The sequence below is a fragment of the Exiguobacterium sp. MH3 genome (assembly GCF_000496635.1).
GTDB lineage: Bacteria > Bacillota > Bacilli > Exiguobacteriales > Exiguobacteriaceae > Exiguobacterium_A > Exiguobacterium_A indicum.
This window is the reverse complement of record NC_022794.1, coordinates 65,737-86,357: the sequence shown is the minus strand read 5'-3', so window position 1 is coordinate 86,357 and position 20,621 is coordinate 65,737. Positions and strand designations below refer to the sequence as shown.

The following is a 20,621-nucleotide window of genomic DNA, read 5'->3' as shown; positions in this document are numbered from 1 at the left end:
ACTATATCATAGTAGCACCGCCATACCGGCGTGTCAAGGCGTTTTATTCTACCGGAGAATCGGCTTCTACAGGTGCTTCGCCAGCTACTTCGAGATCGATCTGACGGTAACGTGACATCCCAGTACCAGCTGGAACCAACTTACCGATGATGACGTTCTCTTTCAAGCCGCGAAGGTAGTCGCTCTTCCCTTTAATCGCTGCATCCGTAAGGACACGAGTCGTTTCTTGGAACGACGCAGCCGATAGGAATGAATCTGTTTCAAGTGACGCTTTCGTGATACCGAGAAGAACTGGTTTCGCCGAAGCGAGAGCTTTCCCGTTACGGAGCGCTTCTTTACAAGCTTCCTTGAACGTGCTGATATCGACGAGCGAACCTGGTAAGAGTGAAGTCTCACCAGACTCGATGACACGTACGCGACGGATCATTTGGCGAACCATGACCTCGACGTGTTTGTCACCGATCTCAACCCCTTGCATCCGGTATACTTTTTGAACTTCTTGGAGCAAGTAGTTCTGAACGCCGGATACACCTTTAACGTTCAAGAGTTCTTTCGGATCGATCGAACCTTCCGTGAAGACTTGACCGGCTTTGACCTCGTCCCCGAGCTGAACACGTAGACGCGAACCGAATGGGATCGTGTATGTGCGTGTTTCGCTGAGTCCTTGGACCGTCAATTCACGTTTGTCACGCGATTCCGTGAAGTCGATGACTTGACCATCGATTTCCGAGATGACCGCTTGACCTTTCGGGTTACGCGCTTCGAACAACTCTTGGATACGCGGAAGACCTTGTGTGATATCGTCCCCGGCAACCCCACCTGTGTGGAAGGTACGCATCGTAAGCTGCGTTCCTGGCTCACCGATTGATTGTGCCGCGATGATACCGACAGCTTCGCCGACTTCGACGTCGTTGCCTGTTGCCAAGTTGCGTCCGTAACATTTCTTACAGACACCATGGCTTGTGTTACATGTGAAGGCAGTACGGATCTCAACGTTGTCGACACCAGCGTCCGTGATGGCACGCGCGAGGTCTTCATCGATGAGTTCGTTCGTTGAAACGAGGACTTCTCCTGTTTCAGGGTGAACGACGTTTTCGAATGCAGTACGGCCGACGAGGCGGTCGTAGAGGCTTTCAATCTCTTCCGTTCCTTCACGGAGTGCTGTGACGCGGATACCACGATCCGTTCCACAATCATCTTCACGGATGATGACGTCTTGAGCAACGTCAACGAGACGACGAGTCAGGTAACCTGAGTCAGCCGTTTTCAAGGCTGTATCGGCAAGACCTTTACGTGCACCGTGTGTCGAGATGAAGTATTCCTGTACCGTTAGACCCTCACGGAACGATGATTTGATCGGGAGCTCGATGATCCGTCCACTTGGAGCGGCCATGAGTCCACGCATACCAGCGAGCTGCGTGAAGTTCGACGCGTTACCACGGGCACCGGAGTCACTCATCATGAAGATCGGGTTGAGACGGTTGAGGGATTTCATCAGACGAGACTGAATTTCATCCTTCGCATCATTCCACGATTTAACGACGCGCTCATAGCGCTCGTCTTCTGTGATGAGACCACGACGGTACGATTTCATGACGCGGTCGACATTGTCCTGCGCTTCAACAAGAATCTCTTGTTTGTCCGGAAGAACGATGATGTCCGCGATCCCTACCGTGATACCGGCACGAGTCGAGTGTTTGAATCCAAGGTTTTTCATGCGGTCGAGCATGCGGCTTGTTTCTGTCGTCTCAAACCGTTTGAAGACTTCCGCGATGACATTTCCAAGGAATCCTTTTTTGAACGGGTCGATGATCGGACGGTTCTTCAGTTCTGCCGCGACATCTGTTCCTTTTTCAAGGAAGTACTTGTCTGGCGTCGCTTCTTGAAGGTTCGTCATCGTTGGTTCGTTCAAGTAAGGGAACGTCGTTGGGAGGATCTCGTTGAAGATCAACTTACCGACTGTTGTAATCAATAATTTCTCGTTTTGCTCTTCCGTGAATGTCGGGTTCTTCAAAACGCCGGCTGGAATCGCAACACGTGTATGGAAGTGCGCATAACCGTTTTGGTAAGCGATGAGCGCTTCGTTCACTGTCGAGAAGATTTTACCTTCGCCGATCGCGTTTTCGCGTTCGAGCGTGAGGTAGTAGTTACCGAGGACCATATCCTGCGATGGTGTAACAACAGGTTTACCGTCTTTCGGGTTCAAGATGTTTTGTGCAGCGAGCATGAGAAGACGTGCTTCTGCTTGTGCTTCTGCCGAAAGTGGTACGTGAACCGCCATTTGGTCACCATCGAAATCGGCGTTGTATGCCGTACATACGAGTGGGTGAAGGCGAATCGCGCGTCCTTCGACGAGCGTTGGTTCGAACGCCTGGATACCGAGACGGTGAAGTGTCGGTGCACGGTTCAAGAGAACCGGATGCTCACGGATGACTTCTTCGAGGACATCCCAGATTTCAGGTTGAACGCGCTCGATTTTCCGTTTCGCACTCTTGATGTTCGGTGCGATGCCACGAGAGACGAGTTCTTTCATGACGAACGGTTTGAAGAGTTCAAGGGCCATTTCTTTTGGAAGACCACATTGATACATCTTCAGGTTTGGACCAACGACGATAACCGAACGACCAGAGTAGTCGACACGTTTACCGAGCAAGTTTTGACGGAAACGTCCTTGTTTCCCTTTCAACATGTGTGAAAGTGATTTAAGTGGACGGTTACCTGGTCCAGTGACTGGACGACCACGACGACCGTTATCGATCAAAGCATCAACTGCTTCTTGAAGCATCCGTTTTTCATTCTGAACGATGATGTTCGGAGCGCCAAGGTCAAGAAGACGCTTGAGACGGTTGTTACGGTTGATGACGCGGCGGTACAAGTCGTTCAAGTCAGACGTTGCGAAACGTCCGCCATCGAGTTGAACCATCGGACGAAGTTCCGGTGGGATGACTGGAAGTACTTCAAGCACCATCCATTCTGGATTGTTGCCTGAGTTACGGAACGCATCGAGGACTTCAAGGCGTTTGATCGCACGCGTACGACGTTGTCCTTGAATCATACGAAGCTCTTCACGTAATGCAGCGACTTCTTTATCGAGTTCCACGTCACGGAGCAATTTACGAACTGCTTCCGCACCCATTTCAGCAGTGAACGAACGACCGAACTTCTCACGATATGCACGGTATTCTTTCTCTGAAAGGAGTTGTTTCTTCTCAAGTGTCGATTCGCCTGGATCTGTGACGACGTACGACGCGAAGTAGATGATCTCTTCTAACGCACGCGGTGACATGTCGAGGACGAGTCCCATACGGCTAGGAATTCCTTTGAAGTACCAGATGTGCGAAACCGGTGCTGCGAGCTCGATGTGACCCATGCGCTCACGACGGACTTTCGACTTCGTGACTTCAACGCCACAGCGGTCACAAATGATTCCTTTATAGCGGATCCGTTTGTATTTACCACAGTAACATTCCCAGTCTTTTGTTGGACCAAAGATACGTTCACAGAACAAACCGTCTTTCTCCGGTTTGAGTGTACGATAGTTGATCGTCTCCGGCTTTTTCACTTCCCCGAAAGACCATGAACGGATCTTTTCGGGGGAAGCGAGGCCGATTTGCATATATTCAAATCTATTAACATCTACCAAGGGGTGGACCTCCCTTTCGCTTATTCCTCTTCAGTAACAACTGGTGCGACAGGCGCTTGAACTTCTTCGAGTGCTGGAGTCGCGTTCGGGATATTGTCCTCGTCTTCGTCGCGCCTTTCGATTTCTTCATCATCAGCAGACATCATCTTGACGTCCATACCAAGGGATTGAAGCTCTTTAATGAGGACTCGGAACGATTCCGGTACGCCCGGTTGTGGTACATTCTCACCTTTAACGATTGCTTCGTACGCTTTAACACGACCGATCGTGTCATCCGACTTGATTGTAAGGATCTCTTGGAGCGTGTAGGCTGCGCCGTATGCTTCAAGTGCCCATACTTCCATCTCACCGAAACGCTGACCACCGAACTGGGCTTTACCACCGAGCGGTTGTTGTGTGACGAGTGAGTATGGTCCTGTCGAACGTGCGTGAAGTTTATCATCGACCATGTGAGCAAGTTTAATCATATACATGACACCGACAGAGATGCGGTTGTCGAACGCTTCACCCGAACGACCATCATAAAGGACAGTCTTCGCGTCGCGATCCATACCTGCTTCTTCAATCGTTGCCCAAACATCTTCCTCACGCGCACCATCGAATACCGGTGATGCGACTTTGATGCCGAGTTGACGTGCTGCCATCCCGAGGTGAAGCTCGAGCAACTGCCCGATGTTCATCCGTGATGGAACCCCAAGTGGGTTCAACATGATGTCAATTGGCGTACCGTCTGGCATGTACGGCATGTCTTCTTCTGGAAGGATACGCGAGATAACACCTTTGTTACCGTGACGACCCGCCATTTTGTCACCCTCGTGAATCTTACGCTTCTGAACGATATAAGCACGGATCAACTGGTTGACACCAGGTGAGAGCTCGTCCCCATTATCGCGATCGAAGATTTTGACGTCGAGGATGATTCCATCACCACCGTGTGGTACACGGAGAGATGTATCACGGACTTCACGTGCTTTTTCACCGAAGATTGCATGAAGAAGACGTTCTTCCGCTGTCAATTCCGTTACACCCTTCGGCGTAACTTTACCGACGAGGATATCGCCGTCCTTGACTTCCGCACCGACGCGGATGATTCCGCGATCGTCGAGGTTTTTCAAGGCATCATCACCGACGTTCGGAATATCACGTGTGATTTCTTCCGGTCCGAGTTTCGTATCACGCGACTCACATTCGTATTCTTCGATGTGGATCGATGTGTAGACGTCATCTTTGACAAGACGCTCACTCATGATGACAGCATCCTCATAGTTGTAACCATCCCATGTCATGAAACCGACGAGTACGTTGCGACCAAGCGCAAGTTCCCCACCGTCCATCGATGGACCATCTGCAAGGATCTCGCCTTTATCGACTGGGTCGCCTGCTTTGATGATTGGTTTTTGGTTATAACACGTTCCTTGGTTAGAACGGATGAATTTTTGAATCTTGTAACGGTCGAGTTCACCTTCAACGATGTTGCCATCGACTTCCGTCGTACGACGGACAAGGATTTCACGCGCCGTGACACGCTCAGCGATCCCTGCGTGCTTCGCAACGACAGCGGCTCCTGAGTCTTTCGCAGACACGTACTCCATTCCTGTACCGACAATCGGAGATTCCGGGTTCAGAAGTGGGACGGCCTGACGTTGCATGTTCGCTCCCATGAGGGCACGGTTCGAGTCATCGTTCTCAAGGAACGGGATACAAGCCGTTGCGGCAGATACAACCTGCTTCGGCGAAACGTCCATGTAATCGACACGTGCTGGTTCGACAGACAAGTTTTGTCCACGGAAACGTGAAAGGACGTGTGAATCTTGGAACGTCTTCTCTTCCGTCAACAACATGTTTGCCTGTGCGACGACGTAGAGATCCTCTTCGTCAGCAGTCATGTAGTGGATTTCATCCGTGACGACGCCCGTTTCTGGATCGACACGACGATATGGCGCTTCGATGAAGCCGTACTCATTGACCTTCGCGTACGAAGACAACGAGTTGATCAAACCGATGTTTGGTCCCTCTGGCGTTTCGATCGGACACATACGGGAATAGTGCGAGTAGTGTACGTCACGAACTTCGAAACCAGCGCGCTCACGTGTCAAACCACCAGGTCCGAGTGCTGAAAGACGACGTTTGTGCGTCAATTCCGCAAGCGGGTTCGTTTGATCCATGAACTGAGACAACTGCGAGCTACCGAAGAACTCTTTAATCGATGCGATAACTGGACGAATGTTGATCAATGCCTGTGGCGTGATCGCATTCTGATCCTGAATCGACATCCGTTCCTTAACGACACGTTCCATCCGTGAGAGACCGATCCGGAATTGGTTCTGGAGCAGCTCACCGACTGAACGAAGACGACGGTTACCAAGGTGGTCGATATCGTCTGTCGTACCGACTTCATGCAACAAGTTGAAGAAGTAGTTGATGGCAGCAATCATGTCAGCAGGCGTGATGTGCTTGATGTCACGATCGATGTTACCGTTACCGATGATATTGATGATGCGTTCACCTTCAGCATCGTCCGGTGCGAACACCTTGATTGACTGTAAGTTGAAAGCCTCACCCTGCGTCACGCCGCCTGTAGGCGTCGCTTCGATGTAACCAACGGATCCTTCAAGGAATGGAAGGACTTTATCGAGCATACGACGATCAAGGACCGTTCCTGCTTCCGCGATGACTTCACCTGTCTCAGGATCAACAAGCGTTTCCGCAAGTTTTTGACCGAAGAGACGGTTCTTAAGATGAAGCTTTTTATTGATTTTATAACGACCAACGTTTGCCAAATCATAACGTTTCGGGTCAAAGAAGCGCGACACGAGCAACGCTTTTGCGTTTTCGACTGTCGGCGGCTCTCCCGGACGTAGACGCTCATAAATCTCGATGAGGGCTTTTTCCGTTGATTCCGTATTATCTTTTTCAAGTGAATTCCGGAGGTACTCATCATCACCGAGAAGATCGATGATTTCCTGATCCGTACCGAAACCAAGAGCACGTAAAAGAACCGTTACTGGAATCTTACGCGTGCGATCAATGCGAACATAAACGATGTCTTTCGCGTCTGTCTCGAGCTCGAGCCATGCACCACGGTTTGGGATGACTGTCGCGGAGAATCCACGCTTACCGTTCTTATCTAACTTATTGTTGTAATAAACACTTGGCGAACGAACAAGCTGCGAAACGATTACGCGCTCCGCTCCATTGATGATGAATGTTCCCGACTCCGTCATAAGCGGGAAGTCACCCATGAAGACTTCTTGTTCTTTCAATTCACCCGTCTCTTTATTTTGAAGACGGACTTTAACGCGTAGTGGTGCCGAATAGGTCACGTCGCGCTCTTTCGATTCATCGATCGAATACTTCGGCTCTCCGAGCGAGTAGTCGATGAATTCTAATACGAGATTCCCTGTGAAATCGGAAATCGGCGAAATGTCATGAAACATCTCACGAAGACCTTCCCGCAGGAACCACTCATACGAATTCGTTTGAATCTCGATTAAGTTTGGAAGTTCCAATACTTCGCTGATACGTGCATAGCTTCTTCTCTGACGGTGACGACCGTACTGAACAAGTTGACCAGTCAACTGATTCACCTCTCAGACCCACTTCTTCTTATAGAGAAGGACGGGTGTAATATCGAACATTGAAGCCATTTTTTGATTGATAAGCGCAAAAAAGCGACGTCTTGTCTACTCAATCATCTGTAGTCGAGAACGCCAGCTGCTTTCAAACATCTTATCCAAAAATCACTCCAATGGCATTTTATAATACTATCATAGACACAACATGCGGTCAACGACAAATCCTTCGATTTGTCAAGACCGAATTGATTTAAATATTGAGTACCCTTTATCGCGGGTAACTGTCTCACACATACCGAATACGTCTTCCATCAATTTCTTCGCTGATGGTCCACCTTGTTTCTTTTGAATGACGACCCAAAGCTCGCCGCCGACGACAAGGTGATCATATGCTTCCCGGAGAATACGATGAACGACCGTTTTTCCTGCCCGAATCGGTGGATTCGTCACGATCGCTGCGAATGTCGATTCGCCTACCCCATCATACCCGTCACTCACACCGGTCGTCACGGAAACACCGTTCGCGCGCGCATTGTCTGCCGCTAGTTCGAGCGCCCGTTCATTGACATCGATCAAGTGTGCCGGACGACCCGTCGACTTCGAAAGTGCGATGCCCATCGGTCCGTATCCGCAACCGACATCCAAGATGTCTCCCGCTACAGCCGGTTCCGTGAATGCCTCGATCAACAGACGGGAACCAAAATCGATTCCGTTCTTCGAAAAGACACCATGGTCCGATGTAAAGCGGAGCGTCTGACCACGCAGAACATATTCCCACGTCTTCGGATCTCGTTTCGATGAAGGGTCATTCGTATAATAATGATCCGCCATGTTTCCTTCCCCTCTCATGTAAAAGATGAAAACAAAAGAAGCTCGCAATGCGAGCTTCTTTTGTTTCTACGGAAGAAGAAAATTACTTAACTTCTACAGTAGCGCCAGCTTCTTCAAGCTTAGCTTTCATTGCTTCAGCGTCTTCTTTCGAAACGCCTTCTTTAACTGGTGCTGGAGTTCCGTCTACGAGAGCTTTCGCTTCTTTAAGACCGAGACCAGTCAATTCGCGAACTGCTTTGATGACGTTGATTTTACCAGATCCAGCGTTAGTAAGGATAACGTCGAATTCAGTTTGCTCTTCAGCTGCTGCGCCTGCGCCAGCACCTGCAACTGCTACTGGAGCTGCTGCTGATACGCCGAATTCTTCTTCGATTGTTTTTACGAGTTCGTTAAGTTCAAGAACAGTCATGCCCTTGAGGTCTTCGATAAATTGCTCTTTGTTGAAAGCCATTATGGTTTTCCTCCTTTGATTTAGCCCACGTTGGGGTGTGAAAATTGTGTTGGTTGCCTATCCCGCTAAGCAGAAATTAAGCAGATTGTTCTTCTTTTTGCTCTGCGATTGCGTTCGTTGCCACCGCGAGTCCACGGATTGGCGCTTGAAGCACGCTGAGGAGCATCGAAAGGAGACCTTCGCGTGATGGAAGTTCCGCAAGGGCTTTGACATCTTCTACTGAAGTGACTTTGCCTTCGATGATACCACCTTTAAGTTCGAGAGCCTTGTGCGTTTTAGCGAAGTCGTTCAAGATCTTAGCTGGCGCGATAACGTCTTCATTGCTGAAGGCGATCGCACTAGGACCTGTGAAGACTTCATCAAGACCTTCGAGGTTGCTTTGAACTGCCGCGCGGCGGAGGAGACCGTTTTTGTAAACTTTGAATTCAACGCCCGCTTCGCGGAGTTGTTTACGAAGTTCAGTGACTTCTTCTACTGTGAGACCACGGTAGTCGACGACAACTGTTCCTGCGCTCGCTTGGAGTTTCTCAGCGATCTCAGATACGAGATCCGCTTTGACAGCGATAACTTTTTCGTTTGCCATTTCTGTTGCACCTCCTGGTAGATGAAATGTACCGGTGCGAGGGGCTGCTCGATTTCAAATAAAAAGCCTCCGTCTGCAGAGCAGAGGAGGCGTAATCGTCAAAAAGGATACCTGAACAAACAGGCTCTCTGAGCAAGAACACCTCGGAAGGATTTATGCCCATGTGAGCACCTTCTGTCTACGGTATGTCGAAATATATCAACGTTTTATACTGTAACAGCGTTCTTAGAACGTTGTCAAGTTCGTTTTAGACGAAATTATTTCGCGAAGTCAGCTGAAGATACTTTTACACCAGGACCCATTGTAGAAGCGATCGCGATGTTCTTAAGGTATACACCTTTAGCAGTAGCAGGCTTAACTTTTACGAGAGTTTCGATAACTGTGTTGATGTTCTCAACGAGTTTCTCGTTATCGAATGATTTTTTACCGACAGGAACGTGGATGTTACCTGATTTGTCGACACGGTACTCAACTTTACCAGCTTTGATATCATTGATTGCTTTTGTGACGTCAAATGTAACTGTACCTGTTTTCGGGTTTGGCATGAGGCCTTTTGGTCCGAGAACGCGACCAAGTTTACCAACTTCACCCATCATGTCTGGTGTCGCGACGATAACGTCGAAGTCGAACCATCCTTGTTGGATTTTGTTGATGTACTCAGCATCACCAGCGTAATCTGCTCCAGCAGCTTCCGCTTCTTTTAATTTCTCACCTTTCGCGAAGACGAGAACTTTTTGTGTTTTACCAGTACCGTGTGGCAATACGACTGCTCCACGGATTTGTTGGTCTGCTTTCTTCGGATCTACTCCGAGACGAACAGCCAATTCGATAGTCTCATCGAATTTCGCAGTTGCAGATTTTTTAGTCAAATCTACAGCTTCTGCGAGTTCGTATGAAACCGTACGATCGATAAGCTTAGCAGCTTCTTTGTACTTCTTACCCATTTTAGGTTCCTCCTTTGTGGTTGTGCGGAAAATCCTCCCACATAATGAAAGGGTAGCAGGCTTCAAGAAACTATCCGCCTGCGACCCTCATCGTTGTTCATGGTAATCAAAAAGACATTAGTCTTCGATTACGATACCCATAGAACGTGCAGTACCTTCAACCATCAACATTGCTGTTTCAACAGATGATGCGTTAAGGTCTGGCATTTTTGTTTCAGCGATTTCACGAACTTTGTCACGTTTGACAGTCGCTACTTTCTTACGGTTCGGTTCACCTGAACCACTCTCGATTCCAGCTGCTTTCTTCAAGAGAACTGCTGCTGGAGGAGTTTTAGTGATGAATGTGAATGAACGATCTTCAAAAACCGTGATGACTACAGGGATAATCAAGCCGGCTTGGTCTTGTGTACGAGCGTTGAACTCTTTACAGAAGCCCATGATGTTCACACCTGCTTGACCGAGTGCCGGTCCAACTGGTGGAGCTGGGTTTGCTTTGCCCGCAGGAATTTGAAGTTTTACGAGTTTCATAACCTTCTTCGCCACGAGACACACCTCCTTAATTCTTTAATGTGGTTTAATTGGACGTTGCGCGTCCTCCCACTCATTCTATTCGACGAGTTATTTATCGAAATAAGCACAACATCAAACACGAAAAATTGTATCATTAAAACAAAACATTCGCAATAGGAAACTTAATCGATTTTATCGACCTGTGCGAAATCAAGCTCGACCTTCGTTTCGCGACCGAACATATCAACAGAGACTTTCATTTTCTCAGCATCTGTATCAAGCTCCTCGATCGTACCTTCGAGATTTTCAAAAGCTCCTTCTTTGATTCGGACGATTTGTCCGAGTGAGAAGTCGTAACGGCTCTTCAGATCGACGAGACCCATTGATCCAAGGATGTTTTCCGCTTCTTCCGGAAGGAGTGGTGTCGGTTTTGAACCGCCGCCGACTGATCCGAGGAAGCCCGTGACGTTCGGAGTATTCCGGACGACATACCAAGAATCATCCGTCATGACCATCTCGACGAGGACATACCCCGGGAAGATCTTGACTTCACGTTCCTTGATTTTCGTTTCTCCCTTTTTGTTCGTTACTTCTTCTTGTACTGTTTCAATCGGAACGAGTACACGGAAGATTTTTTCGTCCATGTTCATGGATTCAATCCGACGTTCAAGGTTCGCCTTGACGTTGTTTTCGAATCCGGAATACGTTTGGACGACAAACCATTGTTTCTCCATGGTAGGCCACCTCTTCTTTTTACTTAATCAACCAGCTCATCAATGCGCTAAGCCCTGAATCGACGCCGAAGATGAAGACACCCATGAAGATCACCATACCGATGACCGTCAATGTGTATTTCGTCAGCTCTTTCCGTTTTGGCCAGCTCGTCTTTTTCAATTCATTCCATACGTCACGCAAAAATTTCATCGTACTTTCCCTCCAGGATGTAATAAATCGGGACAGATGAAGCCTTATTTCGCTTCTTTATGAATCGTATGCGCGTTACAACGACGGCAGAATTTCTTCAATTCCAAGCGGACAGTGACGTCCTCTTTTTTCATCGTCGTATAGTCGCGGGCACCGCAATTATCACAAGCAAGGCCTACTTTCTTCGCCATCTCAAAGCCCTCCTTCTTTGCCACTCTTCTCTTCTGTTGTGTTACTTTCCTTCCCAAAAAAGAGCGTAAAAAAAAACGCCTATGAGCGGCGTCTCGCTAGTAAGGCGCTAGTTATACAGTAGCATAGGAAGGGATTACGGTCAATCTACCTCTCTGTTAGACCGTCATCTTTCGTGCTTCGAGGTAACGTTCAAGCTTCCGCTTGACGCGTTGCAAGGCATTATCGATCGATTTGACATGACGATCAAGGTCGTCGGAGATTTCCTGATACGTCCGTCCGTCAAGATAGAGCGCGAGGACTTTTCGTTCGAGATCACTCAGAATCTCCTCCATCTTTGATTCGATGTCTGCGTATTCTTCCCGGTTGACGATCAAGATTTGTGGATCAGAAGGTGCTGTCGACGTGATGATATCCAGTAACGTCCGCTCTGATTCATCGTCATAGATCGGTTTATCGAGCGAGATGTACGAGTTTAATGGGATATGTTTCTGACGTGTTGCTGTCTTAATCGCAGTGATCATCTGTCGCGTGATGCATAATTCGGCAAATCCTTTAAACGAGGCGAGCTTATCCGTTCGGTAATCTCGTACCGCTTTATAGAGACCAATCATTCCTTCTTGAATGATATCTTCTCGGTCTGCCCCAATCAAAAAATAAGAACGGGCTTTGGCGCGTACGAAATTTCGATACCGCTCGATCAAAAATTCGAGCGCATCGCTGTTATCGAACTCTTTCGCTTGTTCTACAAGCGCTTCATCGGTCATGCACTCAAACTGGTCGAACGAAACCAAACTCATCCTGTATCCCTCCAAGCATCATTGACGAATAGTTCAATTGTTTTTAATTATACAATAATTACCTGTCGCACGACAATGAAAATTGGCATGACCTCTTTTGTTGTATCCAAAATGTATCTTTTCTATAAAAAACCACCGTTCTTCCGAATAAAGGAGAACGGTGGATCGCTCATGCGAATGGTTCATATCATGTATCTGAATTCTTTCGGCGACGAATCGCTTCGAGACGTGCGAGGACGTCTTCCGGTAAATCAATCTTCGAGCGCGGTTGAGCCGCTGTCTTCGCGGACGTCGTCTGTTGTTTGATGACGGCAACTGCCGCTTTCCATTCACGCCGGAGTTCCTGCGCTGATATACGGAGTGCGCCAAGCGTGAAGATGACCCACTGCTCCGTGTAATCATTCGTCGCTACTGTTAGCTTGACCCGAATATCCTGTAACCAATCAGCAGCTGTCTTTTCAATCCATTCATCTGCCGTTTCGTTCTCCCGTGTATAGACGATCTCGATTCCACTTTTTTGCATCCGAGACTCACGGCCCGGTTGCAGATAGGCATCAAAGACGATCGTAACGCTGATCCCTGTGACGGCTTGGTACTCCGCCATCGCATGAATCAATCGTTCCCGTGCTAATTCAAAGTCTTGCTCCCGCAACGTCCTAAATTCTGGCCATGCGCCAATGATATTGTAGCCATCTACGATGAGACGATCATATTTCATCGCGCATACGGCTTTCTAGTCCGGTAGACTTCATATAATAATAGCGAAGCCGCCACCGATGCGTTGAGCGACGTGACATGTCCTGCCATCGGGAGGTGGACGAGGAAGTCACATTTCTCACGGACGAGCCGGCTCATTCCTTTTCCTTCACTGCCAATGACGATTCCGAGCGGCATCGTCCCATCGAGTGTCCGGTAGTCGTCACTTTCACGTGCATCCGTTCCGACGAACCAGATGCCTTGTTTCTTTAAATCCTCCATCGTCCGAGCGAGGTTCGTCACGCGAACGACCGGGATATGTTCAATCGCGCCTGTTGATGCTTTCGCAACGACTTGCGTCAACCCGACTGAGCGACGCTTCGGAATGATGATTCCGTGTGCTCCGACAGCATCTGCTGTCCGCAAGATTGATCCGAGGTTATGTGGATCTTCGAGCTCATCAAGCATGATCAAGAGTGGTGTTTCATCCTTTTGACGTGCAAGCTCGAAGATGTCTTCCATCTCGGCGTACTCATACGCAGCAACCGCTGCGACGACACCTTGGTGATTTTCCGTTCCAGCTAAACCGGTTAACCGCGAACGCGGGACGAGCTGGATTTGAATGCCCGCTTCCTGCGCCATCGCATGGATGACGGCAAGCGGTCCTTTTTGTTGTCCTTCCTGCAAGAACAGCTTGTTCATCTCTCGTCCACTCCGCAATGCCTCTAGGACCGGATTACGACCTGACAAGAAATCTTGTCCTTCTTCGAGTGGTTCGATCACGACGGGCTGTTCCTTGACTGGAGCGGCTTTTCGTTTCTCTTGTGCTGGGCGCTGTGCCTTCGTTTTCGGCTTCGCACCGGTAGCCTTAGGATTCGTCTGTTTTTTCGGCTTCGAGTAGTTCGAACGCTTGTCCGATGAGTTCTTCAAGGCGATCCCCTCCTTCTGAAAGATAAATATAACCGAGCAATGCTTCAAATGCTGTCGCGTAGCGATACGTATGGACGTCCGTGCTCTTCGGGACAGAACCGGATTTCGCGTTCTTTCCGCGCCGAACGACCGCTGCTTCTTCTTCCGTCAGCGCATCCGTGTTCAACCAGTGCGTCACGACCGTCGCTTGTGCTTGTGCCCGAACATACCGGACAGCTGCTTTATGCAACTCGCCCGGCTTCACATAACCTTGTTCGAGCAATCGCTCCCGCACACGAATCTCATAGACGACATCGCCCATGTACGCTAACGCGAGTGCATTCAGTTGTTTATAGTTCTTCATCCGCGCTTCCACCGCATCCCTTGCGCTGTGTCTTCCAGCAAGATGCCTTGATTACGCAGCTGATCGCGGATTGCGTCCGCTCGTGCGAAGTCACGATTTTGACGGGCTGCGTTCCGCTCTTCGATCAACTGTTCGACTTCTTCATCAAGTAAGCCTTTGTCGACTGTCAACGTGACACCGAGGACGCCTGATAATTCCGAGAAGAGTGCGAGGAACTGTTCGAGCACCTGTTTCGACACATGTGCTTCTCCGAGGTACAAGTTGGCTTCTTTCGAGAGATCGAATAAATCCGTCACAGCGTTCGCTGTATTAAAATCATCATCCATCGATGTGATGAAATGTTCCTTGATCGCCGCTAGACGATTCAACCACTTCTCGTCACCTGTTCCGAGATCAGCCGTCATGTCAAGGCGGTGTTCGATGTTTGCGACCGATTCCCGAATCCGTGCGAGACCATTCGCTGCTTGATCGATCAGTTCACGACTGTAGTTGATCGGGTGACGATACTGAACCGATAACATGAAGAAACGTAACACCATCGGATCAACCGCTTGGATCGCTTCATGGACCGTCAAGAAGTTACCGAGCGACTTCGACATCTTCTCGTTTTCGATGTTCAAGAACCCGTTATGCATCCAGTAGTTCGCGAATTTCTGTGAGTTGCATGCTTCAGACTGGGCGATCTCATTCTCATGATGCGGGAATTTCAAGTCTTGTCCACCAGCATGAATGTCGATCGTCTCCCCGAGATATTTCTTCGCCATCGCCGAGCACTCGATGTGCCAGCCTGGTCGCCCTTCGCCCCATGGACTTGTCCATGCCGGCTCTCCTGGTTTTGCTGCTTTCCAGAGCACGAAATCAAGCGGATCTTCTTTTTTCTCTCCGACTTCGATTCGTGCGCCTGCGCGCAATTCATCGATCGACTGTTGGCTCAATTGACCATAATCCTTGAAACTACGCGTCCGGAAGTAGACATCCCCGCTTGATGCGTAGGCATTGCCTTTTTCGACGAGGACTTCGATGAAGGCGATGATATCGTCCATCGTTTCCGTGACGAGTGGATGGATATCCGCTTTTTGGACATTCAAGGCGCCCGTATCCGCGTGATATGCCTCGATGAAACGTTTCGTCAACGCATGATAGTCTTCTCCGAGTTCGTTCGCTGTCCGGATGATCTTATCATCGACGTCCGTGAAGTTCGAGACATATTTAACTTCGTATCCGCGGTATGTGAAGTAGCGACGGACCGTATCGAAAACGATGGCTGGACGCGCGTTCCCGATATGAATGTAGTTGTAAACCGTCGGGCCACAGACATACATCTTGACCTTTCCTTCTTCTAATGGTTTAAATGGTTCCTTTTTTCCGGTCATGCTGTTGTACAGTTGAATCATGACGTCGCCCTCCTTTAATCCGTTCAATTTCTTGTTTTAATACTTCTAGTTCCATTTCAATCCGCTCTTGGCATTCGCTGACCGGATCCGGGAAACGATGATCAAGTGGTGCTTCGACCTTCATGCCGTCTTGAATGACGACACGTCCCGGAATGCCGACGACAGTCGCATTGGGAGGAACGTGTTTTAAGACGACGGAACTAGCACCGATTTTTGAGTATGCCCCAATCGTGATATCACCAAGGACACGGGCACCGGCAGAGACAAGTACGCCGTCTTCAATCGTCGGATGACGCTTTCCTGTTTCTTTCCCCGTTCCGCCGAGTGTCACGCCTTGAAACAACGTGACGTCATCCCCAATGATCGTCGTCTCACCAATGACGACACCCATCCCGTGGTCAATAAAGAATCGGCGTCCAATCGTCGCTCCTGGATGAATCTCGATGCCTGTCAAAAAGCGACTGAACTGCGAAATTAATCGACCGAGTAAGCGAAACTTTGCGTTCCAGAGTCGATGGGCCAGGCGATGCATCCAAATCGCATGTAAGCCCGGGTATGTCAAAATGACTTCTAACGTGCTGCGGGCAGCTGGATCTTGCTCAAACACATTGCGGATATCTTCTCGTATCCGTGTCATATACGTTCTCCTCTCCATAAGAAAAAGCGCCTCTATGCATTGCTGCACAGAGACGCTAACGAAGCGCGGTCCCACTCTGTTTGGACGATTGACTCGTCCCTCTCGACGTCCGTTAACGCCGGAGATACGTCTGCGCCTACTCTCACGGATTTCGGGCAGCACTCAGAGGGGCATTTCATGATTCGCTTCTTCAAGCCCTCGCACCATTCGAGCTTGTCTCTGGAGAAGAAGACGCATCGTTACTTTCCTCGTCTACGCTTTCGTTATTCTGCTTCAAGCCGTGCAAGCACACGGTCTTTTCCTAGTAATTGAATCGTGTTCGGGAGTTCTGGACCATGCGTCTGTCCTGTCGTCGCGACACGAATTGGCATGAATAAATTCTTTCCTTTTTGACCAGTCGCTTTTTGCGTCGCTTTGATCGATGCTTTAATTGCTTCTGGTGTCCACTCTTCGAGAGCGCGTAACTGGTTCGCGAATTCTGCAAGTACAGTCGGAACCGTCTCGCCACTCAAGACAGTGTTTGCCTCTTCATCATACACCACTTCGTCCTCAAAGAACATCTCTGAAAGCTTGACGATTTCCGCGCCATGCGTCATCTGTTCGCGGTATAACGCAACGAGATCACGTGCCCAAGCGAGCTCTTCTTCTGAAGGTGACGCTTCGACGCGACCTGCTTCTTGTAAGAACGGAAGACTGGCTTCGAATACTTCTTCGAACGATTGATGTTTCATGTACTGGCTGTTGATCCAAGCTAATTTGTTTTGATCAAAGACAGCTGGACTCTTCGACAGACGATCCGCGTCAAAGATTTCGATGAACTCTTCTTTCGTGAAGATTTCTTGTTCACCGACTGGTGACCAACCGAGAAGCGTGATGAAGTTGAGCAATGCTTCCGGGAGATAACCGAGCTCTTTATACTGCTCGATATACTGAATGATCGAGTGATCACGCTTCGAAAGTTTCTTGTGTGATTCGTTGACGATCAATGTCATGTGACCGAACGTCGGGTATTCCCAACCGAACGCATCATAGATCATCATCTGTTTCGGTGTGTTCGAAATATGATCATCCCCACGAAGAACATGGCTGATCGCCATTAAATGATCGTCGATGACGACGGCAAAGTTGTACGTCGGAATGCCATCTTTTTTGACGATGACCCAGTCACCGAAGTCTTTTGATTCGAATGAGACGTCGTCTTTAACGATATCATTCCATGTATACGTGACATCTTCCGGTACACGAATCCGAATCGACGGCGTGCGACCTTCTGCGCGGAACGCTTCTTCTTGTTCTGCTGTCAGGTTACGGTGCGCTCCTGAATAACGTGGTGCTTCTCCGCGTGCGATTTGTGCTTCGCGTTCTGCTTCGAGCTCTTCCGATGTCATGTAGCAACGGTAAGCAAGTCCTTTTTCAAGTAACTCGTCCGTGTACTTTTGGTAGATATCGAGACGCTCCATTTGTGAATAAGGACCGTACTCACCACCGCGACCTGGACCTTCGTCCCAATCGACACCGAGCCACTCGAGGTTCTTCATTTGACTCTCGACACCGCCTGCGATGTTCCGCTTTTGGTCCGTATCCTCGATTCGTAATACCATCTTACCGCCTAAGTGGCGCGCAAACAGATAGTTAAATAATGCAGTCCGGGCATTCCCGATATGCAAGTGTCCTGTTGGACTTGGGGCATAACGTACTCGTACTTCTGCCATTGCCAATCACTCCTTCGACTAAAATTCGCTTATCTAGTATACCTTATTCTTCGATTCGTTTCAGTAGAATCACTGCTTGACAAGCGATTCCCTCTTCTCGTCCCGTAAAACCTAACCATTCCGTCGTCGTTGCCTTGACATTGATCTGTTCAATGTCCGCTTCGAGCAATTCCGCGATCCGCGCACGCATCGTGTCGATGTACGGACGGAGCTTTGGTGCCTGTGCGATGACTGTCGCATCTAGGTTGCCAAGCTCATAACCTTGTTGTTTAACGAGCGCGTAGACATGCTGCAGCAATTTTGCTGAATCGGCATCCTTGAATTCCGGATCCGTATCCGGAAAATGTTTTCCGATATCTCCTGCTGCGATTGCACCAAGTGCCGCGTCGGCAATCGTATGTAACAAGACGTCTGCATCCGAGTGACCGAGCAATCCTTTCGTGTGCGGAATCTCGATGCCGCCTAAAATCAATTTCCGATCCTCTGCAAAGGCATGTACATCAAAACCTTGTCCAATTCGAATCATCGTCATTTCCCTCGTTTCATTAGAATCGCTTCACCGAACCACAGATCGTCCGGTGTCGTCATCTTGATATTTTCGTAGTGACCGTGGACGATCGTTACTTTTCCTCCGTCCCATTCTATCAAACTTGCATCATCGGTTCCTAGGTATTTCGTTGCCGCTTTTTCGTGAACCGTACGAATCGTCGCAAGATCAAACGCTTGTGGTGTCTGGGCTGCCATCAGGTGTTCCCGCGGGACGGTCTCGCTGATGTGGTTCGCTTCAATCCGTTTGACCGTGTCTTTAATCGGCACGGCAAGAATCGCCGCTTTGTCTAGGACTGCCGCTTGGACGACCGCATGAATCGCTGCTTGTGAAATGAACGGTCGGGCACCATCATGGATCAGAACGATCCCTTCGCCTTCTAACGCCTCAAGACCACGGAGAACACTTTCCTGACGTTCGGCACCACCCGCGACAAGTCTAATCGATGTCTTATAAGACGCGATAATACTTGTAAACCATTCTTGTTCTAGTGGATTGATCGCAAGGACAATTTCCGTACATGCCGGATCTGCCTCGAAGACATCCAGTGTCCAAGCGATGATTGGACGGTCTCTTAGTTCAAGCATCAATTTATTACGATCTGCGCCCATCCGCTTACCGGCACCGGCAGCGGGGATGACGACGCGATATGTGGCTGTAGACATCCCATTCCCTCTTTTCTCTCTCACTGATCATCGTGATCCATTCCATCACACCGAAAACGGACTCGATCATGAAATCGAATCCGTTACGGGGTCTATCCGAATGCCTCTCGATGTCTCTCTAGGCATAGTGTCTCATTTTTCTTGTGGTTTCGCAAAAATCATTCGTCCAGCTGATGTCTGCAAGACACTTGTGACGACAACGCCAATCGTTTTCGAAATCAGATGTTTTCCGCCTTCGACGACGACCATCGTCCCATCTTCGAGATAGGCAATGCCCTGTTTTTGTTCTTTTCCTTCCTTGATGACAAGAACGGTCATCTCTTCTCCTGGAATGACGACTTGTTTGACGGCATTCGCCAGGTCATTGATGTTAAGAACAGGAACATGTCGGACTTCACAGACTTTATTCAAGTTATAGTCGTTCGTGACGACGATCCCTTTGACGAGTTCCGCGAGTTTGATCAGTTTAATATCGACTTCCGGTACATCCTCGAAATCGCCATCATAAATTTCGACTTCGACTCCAGGAATCTCTTGTAACTCTTTTAAGACATCGAGTCCACGACGTCCACGGTTTCGTTTCAACGTATCGGAAGAATCGGCGATGTACTGCAACTCACCGATGACGAATTGCGGGACAATCAGTTTTCCTTCGACGAAACCGGTCTTCGTGATATCCGTAATTCGTCCGTCGATGATGACGCTCGTATCGAGTACCTTGCTGTTTGATTTAACTGGGACGACGACTTCTGGCGTCGCCTTTTTCTCACTTTGGTTACTACGTAAGAAGATTTTCGTCAATTCATGACGTTTACGATACCCGACCGTAAAGCCAAGATATCCGAATAACGCGGTCACGAAGATCGTTAAGACGTTACTGAGGACAGGAATACCTACCAAATCAATCAATGTACTGACGAGGAAGGCAAGTACCAACCCAATCAACAAACCAAATGTTCCAAAAAAGAGATCTGCTACTGGGGCTTTGACGAGTCGTTCTTCTAAAAATCGGAGAAGTCGAATTACCGAATCCGTAATGAATAATCCAATTAATAAGAATATGAGTGCACCAATCGTTCCAGTTACGTATTCGCTCATCAACCATGCAGGGAATGTCGTATTCGTTGCCGTTTCAATTAATTGGAAGAACTGAGGAAGCAACAAAATCCCGAGGGCAAGTCCGAGTAATGCAAAAAATACCCGAATGACGATTTTCAATCTTCTCACCTCCTTTGCTTATTTTAAGT

General features: G+C 48.8%; 20 protein-coding genes and 2 other annotated features. All 20 genes read right to left on the bottom strand.

The annotated features are described in order from the left end of the window. Positions 1-43 precede the first annotated feature (43 nt). The 20 genes from rpoC to U719_RS00355 all read right to left on the bottom strand — a co-directional run bounded on the left by rpoC (position 44) and on the right by U719_RS00355 (position 20,592). Complete coding sequence (gene rpoC / locus U719_RS00450) at positions 44-3,643, bottom strand: DNA-directed RNA polymerase subunit beta' (protein WP_023466618.1); 3,600 nt, start codon at positions 3,641-3,643, stop codon at positions 44-46. A gap of 20 nt (positions 3,644-3,663) precedes the next feature. Next, a complete protein-coding gene (gene rpoB, locus U719_RS00445) occupies positions 3,664-7,221 on the bottom strand; it encodes a DNA-directed RNA polymerase subunit beta (RefSeq protein ID WP_041255243.1) in 3,558 nt (1,185 codons plus the stop codon). Between the two features lie 231 nt (positions 7,222-7,452). After that, complete coding sequence (locus U719_RS00440) at positions 7,453-8,049, bottom strand: class I SAM-dependent methyltransferase (RefSeq protein WP_023466614.1); 597 nt, start codon at positions 8,047-8,049, stop codon at positions 7,453-7,455. 82 nt (positions 8,050-8,131) lie between these two features. Continuing rightward, the gene (rplL, locus tag U719_RS00435; RefSeq protein WP_023466613.1) at positions 8,132-8,500 is read right to left on the bottom strand and encodes a 50S ribosomal protein L7/L12; all 369 of its coding nucleotides are present in this window, start codon (positions 8,498-8,500) and stop codon (positions 8,132-8,134) included. 76 nt (positions 8,501-8,576) lie between these two features. Continuing rightward, positions 8,577-9,083: a 50S ribosomal protein L10 gene (gene rplJ, locus U719_RS00430; protein WP_023466611.1), complete on the bottom strand. Its 507-nt coding sequence runs from the start codon at positions 9,081-9,083 to the stop codon at positions 8,577-8,579. Positions 9,084-9,133: 50 nt separating this feature from the next. After that, positions 9,134-9,285, bottom strand: a sequence feature (ribosomal protein L10 leader region). Positions 9,286-9,340: 55 nt separating this feature from the next. Continuing rightward, a complete protein-coding gene (gene rplA / locus U719_RS00425) occupies positions 9,341-10,027 on the bottom strand; it encodes a 50S ribosomal protein L1 (protein WP_023466610.1) in 687 nt (228 codons plus the stop codon). 117 nt (positions 10,028-10,144) lie between these two features. Next, positions 10,145-10,570, bottom strand: a complete 426-nt coding sequence (rplK, locus tag U719_RS00420) for a 50S ribosomal protein L11 (protein ID WP_023466609.1) — start codon at positions 10,568-10,570, stop codon at positions 10,145-10,147. A gap of 149 nt (positions 10,571-10,719) precedes the next feature. Then, a complete protein-coding gene (nusG, locus tag U719_RS00415; RefSeq protein ID WP_023466607.1) occupies positions 10,720-11,271 on the bottom strand; it encodes a transcription termination/antitermination protein NusG in 552 nt (183 codons plus the stop codon). Positions 11,272-11,290: 19 nt separating this feature from the next. After that, positions 11,291-11,461 carry a preprotein translocase subunit SecE gene (gene secE / locus U719_RS00410; protein WP_023466605.1) on the bottom strand — a complete coding sequence of 57 codons (171 nt, stop codon included), beginning with the start codon at positions 11,459-11,461 and terminating at the stop codon, positions 11,291-11,293. A 44-nt stretch (positions 11,462-11,505) separates the two neighbouring features. Next, the gene (gene rpmG / locus U719_RS00405) at positions 11,506-11,652 is read right to left on the bottom strand and encodes a 50S ribosomal protein L33 (protein WP_023466603.1); all 147 of its coding nucleotides are present in this window, start codon (positions 11,650-11,652) and stop codon (positions 11,506-11,508) included. Between the two features lie 156 nt (positions 11,653-11,808). Beyond that, the gene (sigH, locus tag U719_RS00400; protein ID WP_023469884.1) at positions 11,809-12,450 is read right to left on the bottom strand and encodes an RNA polymerase sporulation sigma factor SigH; all 642 of its coding nucleotides are present in this window, start codon (positions 12,448-12,450) and stop codon (positions 11,809-11,811) included. Between the two features lie 187 nt (positions 12,451-12,637). Next, positions 12,638-13,168 carry an NYN domain-containing protein gene (locus tag U719_RS00395; RefSeq protein WP_035399363.1) on the bottom strand — a complete coding sequence of 177 codons (531 nt, stop codon included), beginning with the start codon at positions 13,166-13,168 and terminating at the stop codon, positions 12,638-12,640. Beyond that, positions 13,165-13,929 (bottom strand): 23S rRNA (guanosine(2251)-2'-O)-methyltransferase RlmB, encoded by a 765-nt coding sequence (gene rlmB, locus U719_RS00390; protein ID WP_035399377.1) that lies wholly within the window; start codon positions 13,927-13,929, stop codon positions 13,165-13,167. Before rlmB ends, U719_RS00395 begins: the two co-directional genes overlap by 4 nt. 85 nt (positions 13,930-14,014) lie before the next feature. After that, positions 14,015-14,419 (bottom strand): Mini-ribonuclease 3, encoded by a 405-nt coding sequence (locus U719_RS00385; protein WP_023466600.1) that lies wholly within the window; start codon positions 14,417-14,419, stop codon positions 14,015-14,017. Next, on the bottom strand, positions 14,416-15,813 hold the full coding sequence (cysS, locus tag U719_RS00380; protein ID WP_023466599.1) for a cysteine--tRNA ligase: 1,398 nt from the start codon (positions 15,811-15,813) through the stop codon (positions 14,416-14,418). The genes U719_RS00385 and cysS overlap by 4 nt, the downstream gene beginning before the upstream one ends. After that, positions 15,767-16,486, bottom strand: coding sequence for a serine O-acetyltransferase EpsC (gene epsC / locus U719_RS00375; protein ID WP_255343794.1), 720 nt, complete (start codon positions 16,484-16,486; stop codon positions 15,767-15,769). The genes cysS and epsC overlap by 47 nt, the downstream gene beginning before the upstream one ends. Positions 16,487-16,495: 9 nt before the next feature. Further along, positions 16,496-16,714, bottom strand: a binding site (T-box leader). Further along, entirely contained in the window at positions 16,714-18,162 is a 1,449-nt protein-coding gene (gltX, locus tag U719_RS00370; protein WP_023466595.1) for a glutamate--tRNA ligase, read from the bottom strand. (Overlaps the previous feature by 1 nt.) Before the next feature lie 43 nt (positions 18,163-18,205). After that, positions 18,206-18,688, bottom strand: coding sequence for a 2-C-methyl-D-erythritol 2,4-cyclodiphosphate synthase (gene ispF, locus U719_RS00365; protein WP_029343079.1), 483 nt, complete (start codon positions 18,686-18,688; stop codon positions 18,206-18,208). Between the two features lie 2 nt (positions 18,689-18,690). After that, positions 18,691-19,374, bottom strand: a complete 684-nt coding sequence (gene ispD / locus U719_RS00360) for a 2-C-methyl-D-erythritol 4-phosphate cytidylyltransferase (protein ID WP_023466592.1) — start codon at positions 19,372-19,374, stop codon at positions 18,691-18,693. Between the two features lie 132 nt (positions 19,375-19,506). Beyond that, positions 19,507-20,592, bottom strand: a complete 1,086-nt coding sequence (locus tag U719_RS00355; RefSeq protein WP_023466590.1) for a PIN/TRAM domain-containing protein — start codon at positions 20,590-20,592, stop codon at positions 19,507-19,509. Between the last annotated feature and the right edge of the window lie 29 nt (positions 20,593-20,621).

Bases quoted from the DNA above. Each gene is read 5' to 3' on its own strand.
- nusG (WP_023466607.1), bottom strand. From the start codon at position 11,271: ATGGAGAAACAATGGTTTGTCGTCCAAACGTATTCCGGATTCGAAAAC.
- sigH (WP_023469884.1), bottom strand. From the start codon at position 12,450: ATGAGTTTGGTTTCGTTCGACCAGTTTGAGTGCATGACCGATGAAGCG.
- gltX (WP_023466595.1), bottom strand. From the start codon at position 18,162: ATGGCAGAAGTACGAGTACGTTATGCCCCAAGTCCAACAGGACACTTG.
- rplJ (WP_023466611.1), bottom strand. From the start codon at position 9,083: ATGGCAAACGAAAAAGTTATCGCTGTCAAAGCGGATCTCGTATCTGAG.
- ispD (WP_023466592.1), bottom strand. From the start codon at position 19,374: ATGTCTACAGCCACATATCGCGTCGTCATCCCCGCTGCCGGTGCCGGT.
- ispF (WP_029343079.1), bottom strand. From the start codon at position 18,688: ATGATTCGAATTGGACAAGGTTTTGATGTACATGCCTTTGCAGAGGAT.
- U719_RS00440 (WP_023466614.1), bottom strand. From the start codon at position 8,049: ATGGCGGATCATTATTATACGAATGACCCTTCATCGAAACGAGATCCG.
- rplL (WP_023466613.1), bottom strand. From the start codon at position 8,500: ATGGCTTTCAACAAAGAGCAATTTATCGAAGACCTCAAGGGCATGACT.
- secE (WP_023466605.1), bottom strand. From the start codon at position 11,461: ATGAAATTTTTGCGTGACGTATGGAATGAATTGAAAAAGACGAGCTGG.
- U719_RS00385 (WP_023466600.1), bottom strand. From the start codon at position 14,419: ATGAAGAACTATAAACAACTGAATGCACTCGCGTTAGCGTACATGGGC.
- cysS (WP_023466599.1), bottom strand. From the start codon at position 15,813: ATGATTCAACTGTACAACAGCATGACCGGAAAAAAGGAACCATTTAAA.
- rplA (WP_023466610.1), bottom strand. From the start codon at position 10,027: ATGGGTAAGAAGTACAAAGAAGCTGCTAAGCTTATCGATCGTACGGTT.
- rpmG (WP_023466603.1), bottom strand. From the start codon at position 11,652: ATGGCGAAGAAAGTAGGCCTTGCTTGTGATAATTGCGGTGCCCGCGAC.
- U719_RS00395 (WP_035399363.1), bottom strand. From the start codon at position 13,168: ATGAAATATGATCGTCTCATCGTAGATGGCTACAATATCATTGGCGCA.